The sequence below is a fragment of the Nocardia sp. NPDC003269 genome, from assembly GCF_042888005.1.
Lineage (GTDB): Bacteria > Actinomycetota > Actinomycetes > Mycobacteriales > Mycobacteriaceae > Nocardia.
This window is the reverse complement of sequence record NZ_JBIAPA010000005.1, coordinates 45,344-61,274: the sequence shown is the minus strand read 5'-3', so window position 1 is coordinate 61,274 and position 15,931 is coordinate 45,344. Positions and strand designations below refer to the sequence as shown.

The window sequence follows — 15,931 nt, the reverse complement described above, 5'->3', positions numbered from 1 at the left end:
CGGGTGAGCCCGTCACAGCTCACACAACGAGAGGCCCGCGCCGCTCCCTCTGGGACGGAACGGGCAAACGGGGTGGTACCGCGGTACGGCGCACCGGCGCCGGCATCGTCCCCGTGCCCAGGATTCGCGCCGACGGCGCGGCGGCACGAGGAGCAGATCCGCGATGGCGGACGAGACAACCACCGGTGCGTACCCCCGGGTCGACTTCGGCGCCGGTTCCGGCGCGTCGTTCCCGGAACTGGAACAGCGGGTACTCGACTACTGGGCGCGCGACGACACCTTCCGCGCCAGCCTGGCCAACCGCGAGGGCGACACCGAGTTCGTCTTCTACGACGGCCCGCCCTTCGCCAACGGCCTCCCGCACTACGGCCACCTGCTCACCGGCTACGTCAAGGACCTGATCCCGCGCTTCCAGACCATGCGCGGCCACAAGGTCGACCGCCGCTTCGGCTGGGACACCCACGGCCTGCCCGCCGAGATCGAAGCCGAGAAGCAGCTCGGCATCACCGACAAGTCGCAGATCGACGAGATGGGGCTGGCCGAGTTCAACGCCGCCTGTAAGTCCTCGGTGCTGCGCTACACCGGCGAGTGGCGCGACTACGTGACCCGCCAGGCCCGCTGGGTCGACTTCGACAACGACTACAAGACCCTCGATCTCGACTTCATGGAGTCGGTGATGTGGGCGTTCAAGTCGCTGTACGACAAGGGCCTGATCTACCAGGGCTTCCGTGTGCTGCCCTACAGCTGGTACGAGCAGACGCCGCTGTCGAACCAGGAGACCCGCCTCGACGACGCGTACAAGATGCGCCAGGACCCGGCGGTCACCGTCGACATGGTGCTGAGCGTGCCCGCCGAGCATCCCTTCGCCGCACTCGACGGCGCGAACGCGCTGATCTGGACCACCACGCCGTGGACCCTGCCGTCCAACCTGGCGATCGCGGTGCACCCCGACGTGCGCTACGTGCACCTGCGCGCCGCCGACGGCAAGCGCTATGTGCTGGCCGCCGAACGGGTCTCGCACTACGCGCGGGAATTCGGCGAGGAGCCCGAGGTGCTCGGCGAGTACGACGGCGCGGCGCTGGCCGACCTGTCCTACGCGCCGCCGTTCGACTTCTTCGTCGGTCACCCGAACGCGCACCGCGTGCTCACCGCCGACTACGTCACCACCGATTCCGGCACCGGCATCGTCCACCTCGCCCCGGCGTTCGGTGAGGAGGACATGGACGTCGCCTCGGCGAACGGGATCGAGATCGTCCAGCCGCTGGACCCGGCGGGCAAGTTCACCTCGATGGTGCCGCCGTACGAGGGCCTGATGGTCTTCGACGCCAACCCGGTGATCATCAAGGACCTCAAGGCCGCCGGAAAGCTGTTGCGGCACGAGACGATCGAGCACTCCTACCCGCACAGCTGGCGTTCCGGCCAACCGCTGATCTACATGGCCGTGCCGTCCTGGTTCGTCGCGGTCACCAAGTTCCGCGACCGGATGGTCGAGCTGAACCAGCAGATCAGCTGGGTGCCCGAGCACATCCGCGACGGCCAGTTCGGCAAGTGGCTCGAGGGCGCGCGCGACTGGAACATCAGCCGTAACCGCTACTGGGGCAGCCCGATCCCGGTGTGGGTCTCCGACGACCCGGCCTACCCACGCCTGGACGTCTACGGCTCGCTCGACGAGCTGGCGGCCGACTTCGGCGTGCGCCCGACCGACCTGCACCGCCCCTACATCGACGAGCTGACCCGGCCGAATCCCGATGACCCGACCGGCAAGTCGACCATGCGCCGGGTCTCGGAGGTGCTCGACTGCTGGTTCGAGTCGGGCTCGATGCCGTTCGCCCAGGTGCACTACCCGTTCGAGAACAAGGAGTGGTTCGACAGTCACTTCCCCGGCGATTTCATCGTCGAGTACAACGGGCAGACCCGCGGCTGGTTCTACACGCTGCACGTGCTCTCGACCGCGCTGTTCGACTCGCCGTCGTTCAAAACCGTTGCCGCGCACGGCATCGTGCTCGGTGACGACGGCCTGAAGATGTCGAAGTCGAAGGGCAACTACCCCGACGTCAACGAGGTCTTCGACCGCGACGGCTCCGACGCGATGCGCTGGTTCCTGATGAGCTCGCCGATCCTGCGCGGCGGCAATCTCATCGTCACCGAGCGCGGCATCCGCGAAGGCGTCAGCCACGCGCTGCGCCCGCTGTGGAACGCGTGGACCTTCCTGCAGCTCTACGCCTCGAAGCCCGGTGTGTGGCGCACGGATTCGCCGCACGTGCTCGACCGGTACATCCTGGCCAAGCTCGCGGTCACCCGGGACGTGATCACCGAGGCGCTGGAGAGCTACGACATCGCCGGTGCCACCGACGAGTTGCGCTCGTTCGCCGACGCGCTCACCAATTGGTATGTGCGCCGGTCGCGGTCGCGGTTCTGGTCCGAGGACCGGGACGCGGTGGACACGCTGCACACGGTGCTCGAGGTGGTCACCCGCCTGGCCGCGCCGCTGCTGCCGCTGATCAGCGAGGTCATCTGGCGTGGGCTCACCGGGGAGCGCTCGGTGCACCTGACCGACTGGCCGACCGAGACCGAGCTGCCGCACGATCCGGAGCTGGTCGCCGCGATGGACGAGGTGCGGGTGGTCTGCTCGACCGTGCTGAGCCTGCGCAAGGCGCAGAACCTGCGGGTGCGCCTGCCGCTGGCCGAGGTCACCATCGCTGCGGCCGACGCCGAGCGGCTCACGCCGTTCGCCGAGCTGATCGCCGACGAGGTCAACGTCAAGAAGGTCGACCTGACCACCGATGTCGACGCGCACGGCCGTTTCGAGCTGGTCGTCAACGCGCGTGCCGCCGGTCCGCGGCTGGGCAAGCAGGTCCAGACGGTGATCAAGGCGGTCAAGGCCGGGGAGTGGAGCGAATCCGCCGAGGGTGTCGTCACCGCCGCCGGGATCACCCTGCTGCCCGAGGAGTACACCCAGCGCCTGGTGGCGGCGGAACCCGAGTCGACCGCCGCGCTGCCCGCCAATGCCGGTCTGGTGGTGCTGAACTCGGTGGTCACCGAGGAGCTGGAGGCCGAGGGCTGGGCCCGCGACCTCATCCGTGATCTCCAGGAGACCCGCAAGGCGCAGGGGCTCGAGGTGTCGGACCGGATCGCCGTCACCCTGGAGGTCCCGGCCGAGCGGCTGGCCTGGGCGCAGACCCACCGCGAGCTGATCGCCGGTGAAGTCCTCGCCACCACGCTCGATTTCGGTGCGGCGGAGGCGGACGCGGCCGAGCTCACCGGCGGCGTGAAGGCTGTCGTGCGCAAGGCTTGATCGACGACAACGACGGGGCGGGACCGGCTTTCGGTCCCGCCCCGTTCGTGTGCGCCCGCCCGGCCGATGATAACGATGCTGACAAGTTGCTGAATGTGTGTGACAGCTCGGTGATCTTCGCGCACAATCGACAGTGTTACTGCTGATGCGCATGGAACCCGCTGAGGCGGCAGTAGCTGTGTGTTACGTCTGATCTCGTCCGAACACGGGTAGTTCGCCGGGTCACCCCGGTACCGGGTCGTCGGCTCGGCGAGCTGCTCGCCACGCTCTTACGTCCGGTAGGAAACGCGGGGAGGCGGAACAGCATATGCGGCGAAAAGTCTTGCGGCGGTTGGCCTTCGGGTTCGTCGCCACCACCATCACCACCCTGGTCCTCGCCGGGCCCGCCTGGTCGCAGACCGGGAGCGCGTCCGGCTCGGGTGGTTCCTCGTCCGGTAGCTCCAGCGGCTCCGGCGCGCTCCCGTTACCCAGCGCGACCGGGATCGGCGCGCTCACCGCCGCCGCCACCCAGATCGGCAAACCCTACGAGTGGGGCGCCGTGGGGCCCCACTCGTGGGACTGCTCCGCGCTGGTGCAGTGGGCGTTCCGGCAGGTCGGGGTCGACCTGCCGCGCACCACCTGGGAGCAGGCGAAGGTCGGCATGCCGGTGACCTTCCGCGGGCTCGCGCCCGGCGATGTCGTCATCCTCAACGGCGACGGCTCGCACGTCGGCATCTACGCGGGGCTCGGCCAGATCCTCGACGCCCACGACTGGGGCGTTCCGGTCGGGCTGCATCCCCTGCGGGAATTCGACATCTTCACGATCCGGCGCTTCTGAGCGTCAGTCGACCAGCTGTCGCAGCAGCGGCCCGTATTCGGGGTGGGCCAGCGCGGAGGCGAACTGGGCGACCAGATAGTCGGCCGGGTTGCCGGTGTCGTACCAGCGACCCTGGATGACCTGGCCGTACACCGCGTGGTTGGCGGCGTAGGTGTTGATCGCGTCGGTCAGGTACACCTCGCCGGTCCGGTGGGTGTACCAGTTGTCGGTCTGCGTCCTCAGCTCGTCGATGATGCCGGGCGTCACCACGTAGCCGCCGATCGCCGCGAACGCCGAGGGGGCGTCCTCGGGCTTGGGCTTCTCCATCAGGCCGGAGATGCGCAGCAGGCCGTTGTCGAGGTCCTCGCGGACCACCGGAACGCCGTAGCGCTGCGACTCGCCCGGTGCCATCGGCAGCAGGGCCAGCACCGGGCAGCCGGTGGACTCGTAGGCGGTGATGAGCTGCTGGGCGCGCGGGACCTCGGCGACGAAGACGTCGTCGGGCCACAGCACCAGCATCGGCTCGTCGCCGAGGTGCCGGGCGGCGTTGAGCACCGGGGTGCCGTTGCCGTACGGGCCGTGCTGGTCGAGGTAGGTGATGTGACCGGCGCGCGAGAGCTCACCGACTTCCTCGACCGCGTCGGCGTAGGCGGACTTGCCGTCGGCGCGCAGCTGCGCGACCAGCGCCGGGTTGGGGCGGAAGTGGTCCTGGATCAGCGACTTGCCGCTGCTCACGACGATGGTGATATCGGTGATCCCGGAGGAGACCAGTTCACGGACGGTGTGCTCGATGACCGGCTTGTCGCCGACCGGCAGCATCTCCTTCGGCGTCGCCTTGGTCAGCGGAAGGAGCCGGGAGCCGATTCCCGCAGCCGGAATGACAGCCTTGCGGATCTTCATCCACCGATCATCACATATCCGGCTGGGTGATCGCTGTGCCACGGCTGTCGACCTGCTGTCGGAAATATGTCGGCGGCGCCGCGTAGATTGCGGGCGTGCGCACCGATGCCGACACCGCCGGCGTCCCGGCCAGGGCAGATGCGGCGGTCACCGCCCGCCGCTGGGTGCTGCACATCGATATGGACGCGTTCTTCGCCTCGGTCGAACAGCTCACCCGCCCGACGCTGCGCGGCAGGCCGGTGCTCGTCGGCGGCGCGGGGCAGCGCGGGGTGGTCGCCGGGGCCAGCTACGAGGCGCGGGTCTACGGCGCGCGCTCGGCCATGCCGATGCATCAGGCCCGGCGGTTGATCGGGGCGTCGGCCGTGGTGGTGCCGCCGCGCGGCGCGGTGTACTCGGTGCTCAGCGCCGCGGTGTTCGACACGCTGCGCGGCCGGATCCCGGTGCTGGAGACGCTGTCGTTCGACGAGGCGTTCGCCGAGCCCGCCGAACTGGCGGGCGCGAGCGTCGCCGCGGTCGAGCAGTACTGCGCGATGCTGCGCGCCCTGGTCACCGCGCGGACCGGACTCACCGCCTCGATCGGGGCCGGCACCGGCAAGCAGCTGGCCAAGATCGGCTCCGGCCTGGCCAAACCCGACGGCATGCGGGTGATCTCGCCCACCGAACAGGGTGGACTGCTGGCCGGGCTGCCGGTGCGCAAGCTGTGGGGGATCGGTCCGGTGGCCGAGGGCCGGTTGCGCAGTCTCGGTATCGAGACGGTCGGCGCCTTCGCGGCGCTGCCGGAATCGGAGGCCGCCTCGATCCTGGGCGGCAGTGTCGGCGCGGCCCTGCACCGGCTCGCCCGCGGCGTCGACGACCGCCCGGTCGCCGAGCGCGCCGAGGCCAAGCAGATCAGCGCCGAGAACACCTACGAGCGCGACATCGTCACCCTGCCGGACCTGCGCGCCGCCGTCACCGCCATGGCGGCGGCCGCGCACCGCAGGCTCGAGCGCGACGGCCGCGCCGCCCGGACCGTGGTGCTCAAGCTCAAGAAGTCCGATATGAGCATCGTGACCAGGTCGTTCACCCTGCCCTACGCCACCGCCGACCTGACCACCCTGGCCGCGGCCGCGCAGCGCTCGGCGATCGATCCGGCCGAACTCGGCCCGATCCGGCTGGTCGGGGTCGGCTACGGCGGATTGTCGCTGGTGCGTCAGGAATCGCTGTTCCCGGAACTGGATCAGGCGGTGCCGGAGGATCTCGGCGCCGATCCGGTCACCGAGCCCGCACCGGTGCCGGAGCCCGAGGAGGCGCGGAATCCGCCTGCGGGCCAGTGGTTTCCGGGGATGGATGTGCGCCATCCCGACTTCGGGCACGGCTGGGTGCAGGGCGCGGGCTACGGCGTGGTGACGGTGCGGTTCGAGACCAGTTCGACCGGCCCCGGCCCGGCGCGGACCTTCGCCGCCGACGACGAGAACCTCGTCAGGGCCGACCCGCTCGACAGCCTCGCGTGAGCGCGCGGGCGGGGCCGAACTCCGGTCTGCGCCTGCGCAAGTTGCCCGTCGGTCCGCACGCCGAGCGATCTCCGGTAGCCTCGGCAACCGCGATGGAACCCTCCCACCGAACGCAAAGGACGAGCAGTTGAAGCTTCGTACGACCGGACGTGTCGCGATCGCCGGACTGGCCGTTGTCGCCGCACTTGGCCTGAGCGCGTGCAGCGACGACAAGGGTGACAAGCCCGCCGCCAAGACCACCACCAGCGTGAAGACCTCGGCCTCGGCCGCCGCGAACCTGCCCGCGGTGCCGACCGTGGAGCAGCTGAACGCGCAGCTGAACACCGCGCTCGACCCCTCGGTGCCCAACGAGGAGAAGCTGGACTTCGTGCAGGGCGGCTCGGCCGACCCGGAGCTGCCGAACCGCTTGGCCCAGGCGGCCAAGGACGCCAATGTGGCTGTGCAGGTCACCGAGGTGACCTCGTTCGGTGACAGCGTGAACGCGAAGGCGAACTTCACGGTCAACGGTCAGACCAATGTGGTCGATGTGCCGTTTGTGGCCGAGGACGGTAAGTGGAAGGTCCAGAAGGCCTGGGCGTGCACCATGCTGACCAACCTGGGTCAGCAGTCGGTCGCCTGCGTCTGACCGCCCGCCGCGAACCCCGGCCCGACCTCGTCGCGGCCGGGGTTCGCGCGTTCGGCGAGCTCGCGCGATCGCGAGTGACCAGCACGTGTTTCGCGGGCTGTCGGCGGCGCAGCTACTATCGGGCCCCGTGGTAGAGACGATCGTGCGGCAGGGGCATCCGCCCAAGGATGTTTCGGACTCCGCGCGACGGGCCGGGCCCGACCGCTGGGTCCGCGTCGTCGCGATCGTGGCCGCGCTGGTCGGCGTCCTCAGCGCGATCGCCATCCCGTTCCTGCCGGTCCGCGTCGACACCGCGACGGTGTCCTGGCCGCAGCGCGGCGCGACCACCTCGATCGAATCCCCGCTGGTCGCCTACGCGCCCGCCGAGCTGACGGCGACCGTGCCGTGCGCGGCGCTGAGCTCGCTCGCCGAGACCGGCGGCGTCGCGGTGTCGACGATCCCGCACCAGTCGGCCGACATGGAGAAGTACGGCTTCGTCGTCAAGGTCGTCGCCGACACGCCCGAGCGCGCGGGGCGCGTCGACGTGGTGTCCCGCTCGACACTGCTGTGGACGGTGCCGCTGGCCGAAGTCCTCGGCAGCGGTTGCGCGCTCTCGGTCGCCCTCACGCCACAGGAAGCCGCCGTCACCACGACGGGTCTCGGGGCGTCCGGCGCGGTGCTGCCCAGCGATCTGCGTCCCCAGGTGGTCGGCGTCTTCAGTGAGCTGACCGGCGCGCCGCCCGCCGGCCTGGACGTGCGGGTGGTGGCCGACTCGCGCTACACCACCTCGCCGACCTGGCTCAAGCTCGGTGTGATCGCGCTGTGCCTGCTCGCGACCGCGCTCTCGCTGTTCGCGCTGCACCGCCTGGACGCGCTCGACGGTCGCTCGGCCCGCCGGTTCCTGCCGCAGCGCTGGTGGCGGCTGCGGCCGGTGGACTGGCTGGTGTTCGCGGTGCTGGTCGTCTGGCACTTCATCGGCGCCAACACCTCCGACGACGGCTACATCCTCGGCATGGCCAGGGGCGCTCGCTCCTCGGGCACCATGTCGAACTACTACCGCTGGTTCAGCGTCGACGAGGGGCCGTTCTACACGCCCTACACCGACATCATCGGCTGGATCACCCATATTTCGGCCGTCAGCCCGCTGGTGCGGCTGCCCGCGCTCGGCGCCGGCCTGCTGACCTGGTGGCTGATCAGCCGCGAGGTGCTGCCCCGGCTCGGGACGGCGGTGCGCCGTCAGCGGGTCGCGACCTGGACCGCGGCGCTGGTGTTCCTGGCCTTCTGGCTGCCCTACAACAACGGCCTGCGCGCGGAGTTCGTCGTCGCGCTGGGTGTGCTGGTCACCTGGGTCTCGGTCGAGCGGGCCATCGCGACCCGGCGGCTGCTGCCGTTCGCGGTCGCGGTGATCGTCGCGGCGTTCACCCTCACCGGCGCGCCGTCGGGCCTGATCTGCCTGGGCGCGCTGGTGGCCGGTGCCCGCGTCGTCACCGCGGTGATCGTGCGGCGGGCCAAGACGGTGGGCTACCTGACGCAGCTGCTGCCGATCCTGGCCGCGGGCACGCTGGTGCTGACCGTCGTGTTCGCCGACCGGACCCTGGCCGGTGTGCGCGAGATGTTCGAGGTGCACGGCAAGATCGGGCCGGGGGAGTCCTGGTTCTTCGAGTTCCTGCGCTACCAGTACCTGCTGCAGCTCAATGCCGACGGCTGGCTGACGCGCCGCTTCGGTGTCTTCGCCATGCTGCTCGGGCTGATCGTCTGCGCGGCCACCATGCTGCGCCGCGGCGGGCACATCCCCGGCACGGCGGTCGGCCCGACCCGCAGGCTGCTGGGCATCACCCTCGCCGCCATGGTGCTGATGATGTTCTCGCCGACCAAGTGGACCCACCAGTTCGGCGTGTTCGCCGGCCTGGCCACCTGCGTCGCCGCGGTGACCGCGGTGGCGGTGAGCCCGGCCGTGCTGCGGCCGCTGCGCAACCGCGCGCTGTTCGCCGCCGCGGTGTTCTTCGCGCTCTCGATGACCTTCGTCGGCGCCAACGGCTACTGGTACGTCTCGTCGTGGGGCATCCCCTGGTGGGACAAGCCGCCGAGCATCGCGGGCTACGGCGTCTCGACCGCCTTCGTCGGCCTGACCGTGCTGTGCCTGGCGATCGCGGCGTGGTTCCACATCCATCCGAGCCCGGCCACCCGCTCGGGGCGGCCGGCGCGGGTGCCGGTGCTGGCGGTGGTCGCCGCGATGATGGTGCTGTTCGAGGTGGCCTCGTTCGCGAAGGCGACCGTCGCGCAGTACCCGGCGTACTCGCTCGCGGGCTCGAACCTCGAGGCGGCTTTCGGCAGTGGCTGCGGCATGGCCGACGAGGTGCTCGTCGAGACCGACCCGAACGCGTCGATGCTGGCGCCGCTGACCGGCGACGTGGCGAGCGCCATGGCCGGTGACTCGACCGGGTTCCGCCCCGACGGCGTGGCGCCGGTCCTCACCTCCGACGAGGTGGAATCGACCACGGGGCAGGCGAATTCGGTCTCCGACGATCCCGACAAGCTGCGGGACGCGTCGACCTCGGCCGGCTCGGAGTCCCGGCAGGGTTCGCTGGCCCTGCCGTTCGGCCTCGACCCCGCGACCACGCCCGTCCTCGGCAGCTACCGCGCGGGCGCCCAGGAGCCCGCCGCGCTGACCACCGGCTGGTTCCGCCTGCCCGAGGGTCCGCGTGGCCCGATCCTCGCGGTGTCGGTGGCGGGCCGGATCCGCTCGGTGGACGCGGACGGCATCGTGCACCCCGGCCAGGAACTGGCCGTGGAGTACGGCACCGCGGCCGCCGACGGCACCGTCACGGTGACCGGTCAGGTGGCGCCGATCGATATCGGTCCCGCGCCGATGTGGCGCAACCTGCGCGTCCCGCTGGACCAGCTGCCCGCCGACACGAGCGTGGTGCGATTGGTCGCCCAGGACAAGGACCTGGGCCCGGACCAATGGCTGGCGGTCACCCCGCCGCGCATGCCGCAGACCACCACGCTCAACGCCCTCGTCGGCAGCGAGACGCCGGTGCTGCTGGATTGGGCGGTGGGCCTGCACTTCCCGTGTCAGAACCACCTCCCGATCTACAACGGCATCGCGGAGCTGCCCACCTATCGCATCCTGCCCGACCGCAACGGTGCCACCATCACCAACCTGTGGCAAGGCCACGACGGTGGCGGCCCGCTCGGCTGGACCCAGCTGCTGTTCACCGCCCGCACCCTGCCGACCTACCTGAACAACGACTGGGATCGGGACTGGGGTTCGCTCGAGCAGTACCTGCCCCTGGACACCACCGCGGTGCCCGCGCGCCCGCAGGTGGACTCCGAGAACCGCTGGGGGACCTGGACTCCCGGCCCGATCATCACCGCCTGGTAGTCGGGTAACCCGGCGCGGAGGTGTCCCCGCGCCGGGAGATCGGCGGCGTCGGGGCGGGTGATCTGTCGTCCGCCCGCGACTCGTGGGAGGTCGCGCTGGGCGGGCCCGTCAGCGGGAGTGGGCGGCGATGCGCTGTGCCAGGTCGGGGAGATCGGCACCGGTCAGGCCGGGATAGCCGTGCAGCAGGGACCGCCAGCGCGCCGGGACCGCGGAGGCGCCCCAGCGCGCACCGAGCAGCCCGCCCGCGATGGCGGCGGTGGTGTCGGTGTCGTTGCCAGCGCGCACGCAGGCTTCCAGCGCGCGGGGCAGGTGCTCGGGCGTCGACCGGTCGGTGCTGGTGATCGCCCACCAGGCCGTCTGCAGGGCGTGCACCACCCAGCCGTTGTTCGGGAAGTCGGCGGGGGTGCCCTTCTCGGCTTCGTCGAGGCGTTCGTTCCAGTACGCGGCTTGTGGTGAGCCACAGACATATTCGCGCACACCGTCGAAGTCGGCGTGCAGCACCGCGTGCCGCACGGCGTAGGTCCAGATCTTGCACGCCTCGACGGCGTGCTCGTCGAAGTGCGTCAGCATCCCGATCCGGCCCGCCGCCGCGACACAGGCCGCGGGATCGTCCAGATAGGCCAGCGCGACCGGGGCGGTCCGCATGAGCGAGCCGTTGCCGCCGGTGCGACCCGACAGCGACATCGCCACCGCCTGCATGCTCAGTGCCGACGAAGGCCGGGCCGACAACACATTCCGGGTCTGGTTCCCGATGTCGGGCGGCACGCTGTCGTACCAGGCGACGAACCCCGCCGCGACCGCGTCCAGGTCGATCCCCGGCCCGTTCACCGCCGCCAGCACGATCGCCAGCGCCATCGAGGTGTCGTCGGTCCACTCGCCCGGCGCCCAGTGGAACGGCCCGCCGCCGACCATGTCGATCACCGCCCCCGGACCCGGCACGGTGAACTCGTAGCCCGCGCCCAGCGCGTCCCCCGCGGCCCCGCCGACGAGCACCCCCGCGACCCGATCAGAGAACCCCGCATCATGCACCGAACCCACCCCTCTCGGGCGCCCGCTCGCCGTTTGTCCAGCTGTCGACCCTACCGGTCGGATTGTGAGACACACCAAGCTTTCGCCCCCGGCGCGCCCGTGTCGCGCGGTGGATTCGGCCCGGTCAGGGCGTGGTGACCTCGTCGGCGGGCGCGGGGACCGCGCTCACGCGGCGCGCCCGCCGCGCGCGGCGCAGGGCGTCGGTGGTGAAGACGGCCAGCGCGGCCCAGATGAGGGCGAATCCGGCCCACCGGGAGGCGGGCATCGGCTCGTGCATGACGGCCACGCCCCAGGCCATCTGGAGGGCCGGGGTGAGGTACTGGAGGATGCCCATGGTCGACAGCGGGACCCGCTGGGCGGCGACCGCGAACAGCAGCAGCGGGATCAGGGTGACCGGTCCGGTGGCCAGCATCAGACCGAAATGGGCGGGGGTGGAGGTGAATTCGGTGCGGCCGGTGGCCATCAGCGCGATCAGGAAGGCCACCGCGAACGGCACCGCGACGATGCCCTCGGCGGCGATGCCGCGCAGCGCGTCGAGCGGGATCACCTTCTTGACCAGACCGTAGGTGGCGAACGAACAGGCCAGCACCAGCGCGATCACCGGCGGCCTGCCGTAGTCGACGGTGAGCACCACCACGGCCAGCGCGCCGAGTCCCAGCGCCACCCATTGCGCGCGGGCCAGCCGCTCCCGGAACAGCACGACGCCGAACGCCACGGTGACGAGCGGATTGATGAAGTACCCCAGCGCGCACTCCACGACATGCCCGGAATTCACGCCGTAGACATAGGTGCCCCAGTTGATCGCGATCGCTGCCGAGGCCGCGGCCGCCAGCCGCCAGGTCCGCGCGTCGATCCCGCGCATCGCCCGCAGCCGCCCGGTCAGCGCCAGCACGATCAGCACGACGACCAGCGTCCAGACGATGCGCTGGGCCACCACCTCGGCCGCCGACGCGAACGCCAGCAACCCGAAGAACGCGGGGAACAGACCCCAGATCAGATAGGCGCCGGTACCGAAGACGACACCGGGCGGGGAGGGGCTGCGCTGCATTCATCCCATGTTACGACTGACGTAGCCTGACGAGCATGTCCATTTCCGTGCAGGAGCCCGCGGCGACCGGGCTCACCGCAGCACAGGTCGAGGAACGACGCCGCGACGGGCGAACCAACGATGTCCCGGCCAGAGCGAGCCGGTCCGTGCGCGAGATCGTGCGCGCGAACGTCTTCACCCGGATCAATGCCATTCTCGGTGTGCTGTTCCTGCTGGTGCTGTCCACCGGCTCGATCATCGACGGCATGTTCGGCCTGCTCATCGTGGCCAACAGCGCGGTCGGCATCATCCAGGAGATCCGGGCCAAACGGACGCTGGATCAGCTGGCGATCGTCAGCCAGGCCAAGCCGACGGTGCGCCGCGACGGCGTCGCCCAGCAGGTCGCGCCGGGCGAGGTGGTGCTCGACGACCTGATCGAGCTGGGCCCGGGCGACCAGATCGTCGTCGACGGCGAGGTCGAGGAGGCCGCCGCGCTCGAGGTCGACGAATCGCTGCTCACCGGCGAGGCCGACCCGATCGACAAGGGCGTCGGCGCCCCGGTGATGTCGGGCAGCTTCGTGGTGTCGGGGTCGGGCGCCTACCGCGCGACCAAGGTCGGCAAGGACGCCTACGCGGCCAAGCTGGCCGAGGAGGCCAGCAAGTTCACCCTGGTGCACTCGGAGCTGCGCTCCGGCATCGACAAGATCCTCAAGTTCATCACCTACCTGCTGATTCCGGCGGGCGCGCTGAGCATCTACAACCAGTTGGTCTCGAGCAAGGAGTCCTGGCGGCCCGCCGTCACCGGCATGGTCGCGGCGCTGGTGCCGATGGTGCCCGAGGGCCTGGTCCTGATGACCTCCATCGCGTTCGCGGTGGGCGTGGTGCGTCTGGGCAAGCGCAACTGCCTGGTGCAGGAACTGCCCGCGATCGAGGGCCTGGCTCGCGTCGACGTGGTGTGCGCGGACAAGACCGGCACCCTCACCGAGAACGGCATGCGGCTGTCGCAGATCGAACCGCTCGGTGCCTTCGACGAGGACCAGGTGCGGCAGGTGCTGGCCGCCCTCGCCGGCGACGACCCGCGCCCGAACGCGAGCGTGCAGGCCATCGCCGAAGCCTTCCCGGAGTCACCGGACTGGTCGCAGACCGCCATCGCCCCGTTCTCCTCGGCCAAGAAGTGGAGCGGCATCTCCTATGGCGCCCACGGCGATTGGCTGCTCGGCGCGCCCGACGTGCTGCTCGACCCCAGCTCCGCCGACGCCGAGCGGGCCGAACACCTCGGCTCCTCGGGCCTGCGCGTGCTGCTGCTGGCCCGCTCCGATCGCCCGGTCGACGCCGACGACGCGCCCGGCCGGGTCGAGCCCGCCGCGCTCGTCGTGCTCGAACAGCGGGTCCGCCCCGACGCCAAGGGCACGCTGGAATATTTCGCGAGCCAACACGTCTCGATCAAGGTGATCTCCGGCGACAACGCCGTCTCGGTCGGCGCGGTGGCCTCCTCGCTGGACCTGCCCGGCGGCGACCACGCCGTCGACGCGCGCTCGCTGCCCGAGGACCGCGACGCGCTCGCCGACGTCCTCGAGCGCGACACCACCTTCGGCCGCGTGCGCCCGGATCAGAAGCGCGCCATGGTCGGTGCGCTGCAGTCGCGCGGGCACACCGTCGCCATGACCGGCGACGGCGTCAACGACGTGCTCGCGCTCAAGGACGCCGATATCGGCGTCGCGATGGGCGCGGGCAGCCCGGCGACGCGCGCGGTGGCCCAGATCGTGTTGCTGGACAACAAGTTCGCCACGCTGCCGTATGTGGTGGGCGAGGGCCGCCGGGTGATCGGCAATATCGAGCGGGTCTCGAATCTGTTCCTCACCAAGACCGTGTACTCGGTGCTGCTGGCGTTCCTGGTCGGCCTGGCCGGTGTCGGTTCGCAGATCTTCGGCTACGACCCGATCGGCTATCCGTTCCTGCCGCGCCACGTCACCATCGCGGCCTGGTTCACCATCGGCATCCCGGCGTTCATCCTGTCGCTGGCGCCGAACAACGAGCGCGCCCGCACCGGGTTCGTCGGCCGGGTCATGCGCCTGGCGGTGCCCTCGGGCGTGGTGATCGGCGTGGCGACGTTCGTGGCCTACCTCATCGCCTACGCCGGGCCGGAAGCCACGGAGACGCAGAAGATCCAGGCGGGCACCACCGCGCTGATCACCCTGATCATGATCGCGGTGTGGGTGCTGGCGCTGGTCGCCCGGCCGTACAACTGGTGGAAGGTGGTGCTGATCGCGGTGTCGGTGCTCGCCTACATCGCGCTGTTCACGATTCCGTTCACCCGGGAGTTCTTCAAGCTCGACCCGTCGAACCCCCGGCTGACGCTGGCCGCGTTCGTCTGTGGCGCGGTGGGCATCGTGCTGGTGGAGCTGGCGTGGTGGGTGCAGGCGCGACTGTCCGGCAACGCGGGCAAGTTCGCGCCCGCGGTGGGTGCCCAGGGCGCCTGAGACCGCGCTGACCAGGCCGGGTTTGCCTCGAGAACCCTTGCGCCGGACGCACATTCGGTGTTGGAGTACCTTTGCGCACTATGGAGGTATTGCTGCACCAGATCGACGCGTTCACCGACGCACCGTTCTCGGGCAACCCGGCCGCGGTCATGCCGCTGCCCCGCTGGCTGCCGGACGCGCTGCTGCAACAGCTGGCCGAGGAGAACAACCTCGCCGAGACCGCGTTCTACACCTCCGAGTTACCCCCGGACGTCGGCGGCCCGCCCGGCGAATGGCCCGCGTTCCACCTGCGCTGGTTCACCCCGGCGGTCGAGGTGGACATGTGTGGGCACGCCACGCTGGCCTCGGCCACCCAGATCATCGAGGACCTGCACCCCGAGCACGATCGGGTCAGCTTCTACACCCGCTCGGGCTGGCTGCACGTCGACCGCACCGATGACGACGAGTACGTCCTGGATCTGCCCGCGCTCGCCTCGGTGCGGGTCGACCCCGACCCGGCCCTGGTCGCCGCGCTCGGCGTCACTCCGGTCCGCGCCTTCACCGGCCAGGACGAGGTGATCGTCCTCGCCTCCGAGGACGAAGTCCGCTCCGCCACACCGAATCTCGGTGCCTTTCCGGCCCTGGCCCGTGGCGCGATCATCACCGCGCCCGGCACCGCCACCGATGTCGTCTCGCGCCTGTTCGCCCCCGGTGTCGGCATCCCGGAGGACCCCGTCACCGGTTCGGCGCACGCCCAGCTGGTCCCGCTGTGGAGCCGCGAGCTGGGCCGCACGACGCTGACCGCCCGTCAGCTGTCCCGGCGCGGCGGCACGCTGCGCGCCGAGCTCGCCGACGACCGGGTGCTGCTGCTCGGACGCTGCCGCCGCTACCTCGACGGTGTGGTCACCCTGCCCGACTGAGCCGGGCCGCCCGCCGCATCCCACGC

Annotated in this window: 10 protein-coding genes; 7 read left to right on the top strand and 3 right to left on the bottom strand. The window is 70.7% G+C overall.

The window, feature by feature from the left end; genetic code table 11:
- The first annotated feature begins 163 nt into the window (after nt 1–163).
- Both ileS and ACFYWJ_RS31550 read left to right on the top strand, forming a co-directional pair.
- The gene (gene ileS / locus ACFYWJ_RS31555; protein ID WP_355284368.1) at nt 164–3,295 is read left to right on the top strand and encodes an isoleucine--tRNA ligase; all 3,132 of its coding nucleotides are present in this window, start codon (nt 164–166) and stop codon (nt 3,293–3,295) included.
- A 307-nt stretch (nt 3,296–3,602) separates the two neighbouring features.
- A complete protein-coding gene (locus ACFYWJ_RS31550) occupies nt 3,603–4,112 on the top strand; it encodes an NlpC/P60 family protein (RefSeq protein ID WP_355284365.1) in 510 nt (169 codons plus the stop codon).
- 3 nt (nt 4,113–4,115) lie between these two features.
- Here the strand turns inward: ACFYWJ_RS31550 and ACFYWJ_RS31545 are convergent, their stop codons facing one another.
- Nucleotides 4,116–4,991 (bottom strand): UTP--glucose-1-phosphate uridylyltransferase, encoded by an 876-nt coding sequence (locus ACFYWJ_RS31545; RefSeq protein ID WP_355284362.1) that lies wholly within the window; start codon nt 4,989–4,991, stop codon nt 4,116–4,118.
- A 95-nt stretch (nt 4,992–5,086) separates the two neighbouring features.
- Between ACFYWJ_RS31545 and ACFYWJ_RS31540 the strand changes: the two genes are divergently transcribed.
- The 3 genes from ACFYWJ_RS31540 to ACFYWJ_RS31530 all read left to right on the top strand — a co-directional run bounded on the left by ACFYWJ_RS31540 (nt 5,087) and on the right by ACFYWJ_RS31530 (nt 10,470).
- Nucleotides 5,087–6,481: a DNA polymerase IV gene (locus ACFYWJ_RS31540; RefSeq protein WP_355284359.1), complete on the top strand. Its 1,395-nt coding sequence runs from the start codon at nt 5,087–5,089 to the stop codon at nt 6,479–6,481.
- Nucleotides 6,482–6,608: 127 nt separating this feature from the next.
- Nucleotides 6,609–7,106 (top strand): hypothetical protein, encoded by a 498-nt coding sequence (locus ACFYWJ_RS31535; RefSeq protein WP_355284356.1) that lies wholly within the window; start codon nt 6,609–6,611, stop codon nt 7,104–7,106.
- A gap of 127 nt (nt 7,107–7,233) precedes the next feature.
- Nucleotides 7,234–10,470 carry an arabinosyltransferase domain-containing protein gene (locus tag ACFYWJ_RS31530; protein ID WP_355284353.1) on the top strand — a complete coding sequence of 1,079 codons (3,237 nt, stop codon included), beginning with the start codon at nt 7,234–7,236 and terminating at the stop codon, nt 10,468–10,470.
- A 108-nt stretch (nt 10,471–10,578) separates the two neighbouring features.
- On the opposite strand, the gene ACFYWJ_RS31525 is transcribed toward ACFYWJ_RS31530, so the two are convergent.
- Nucleotides 10,579–11,508, bottom strand: coding sequence for an ADP-ribosylglycohydrolase family protein (locus ACFYWJ_RS31525; RefSeq protein WP_355284351.1), 930 nt, complete (start codon nt 11,506–11,508; stop codon nt 10,579–10,581).
- Nucleotides 11,509–11,623: 115 nt separating this feature from the next.
- Nucleotides 11,624–12,547 carry an EamA family transporter RarD gene (gene rarD, locus ACFYWJ_RS31520; protein ID WP_355284348.1) on the bottom strand — a complete coding sequence of 308 codons (924 nt, stop codon included), beginning with the start codon at nt 12,545–12,547 and terminating at the stop codon, nt 11,624–11,626.
- A gap of 35 nt (nt 12,548–12,582) precedes the next feature.
- On the opposite strand from rarD, the gene ACFYWJ_RS31515 reads away from it, so the two are divergent.
- Together ACFYWJ_RS31515 and ACFYWJ_RS31510 are read left to right on the top strand one after the other, a co-directional pair.
- A complete protein-coding gene (locus tag ACFYWJ_RS31515; RefSeq protein WP_355284346.1) occupies nt 12,583–15,006 on the top strand; it encodes an HAD-IC family P-type ATPase in 2,424 nt (807 codons plus the stop codon).
- An 80-nt stretch (nt 15,007–15,086) separates the two neighbouring features.
- On the top strand, nt 15,087–15,905 hold the full coding sequence (locus ACFYWJ_RS31510) for a PhzF family phenazine biosynthesis protein (protein ID WP_355284343.1): 819 nt from the start codon (nt 15,087–15,089) through the stop codon (nt 15,903–15,905).
- Nucleotides 15,906–15,931: the final 26 nt, after the last annotated feature.

Bases quoted from the DNA above. Each gene is read 5' to 3' on its own strand.
- ileS (WP_355284368.1), top strand. From the start codon at position 164: ATGGCGGACGAGACAACCACCGGTGCGTACCCCCGGGTCGACTTCGGC.
- ACFYWJ_RS31550 (WP_355284365.1), top strand. From the start codon at position 3,603: ATGCGGCGAAAAGTCTTGCGGCGGTTGGCCTTCGGGTTCGTCGCCACC.
- ACFYWJ_RS31545 (WP_355284362.1), bottom strand. From the start codon at position 4,991: ATGAAGATCCGCAAGGCTGTCATTCCGGCTGCGGGAATCGGCTCCCGG.
- rarD (WP_355284348.1), bottom strand. From the start codon at position 12,547: ATGCAGCGCAGCCCCTCCCCGCCCGGTGTCGTCTTCGGTACCGGCGCC.
- ACFYWJ_RS31515 (WP_355284346.1), top strand. From the start codon at position 12,583: ATGTCCATTTCCGTGCAGGAGCCCGCGGCGACCGGGCTCACCGCAGCA.
- ACFYWJ_RS31510 (WP_355284343.1), top strand. From the start codon at position 15,087: ATGGAGGTATTGCTGCACCAGATCGACGCGTTCACCGACGCACCGTTC.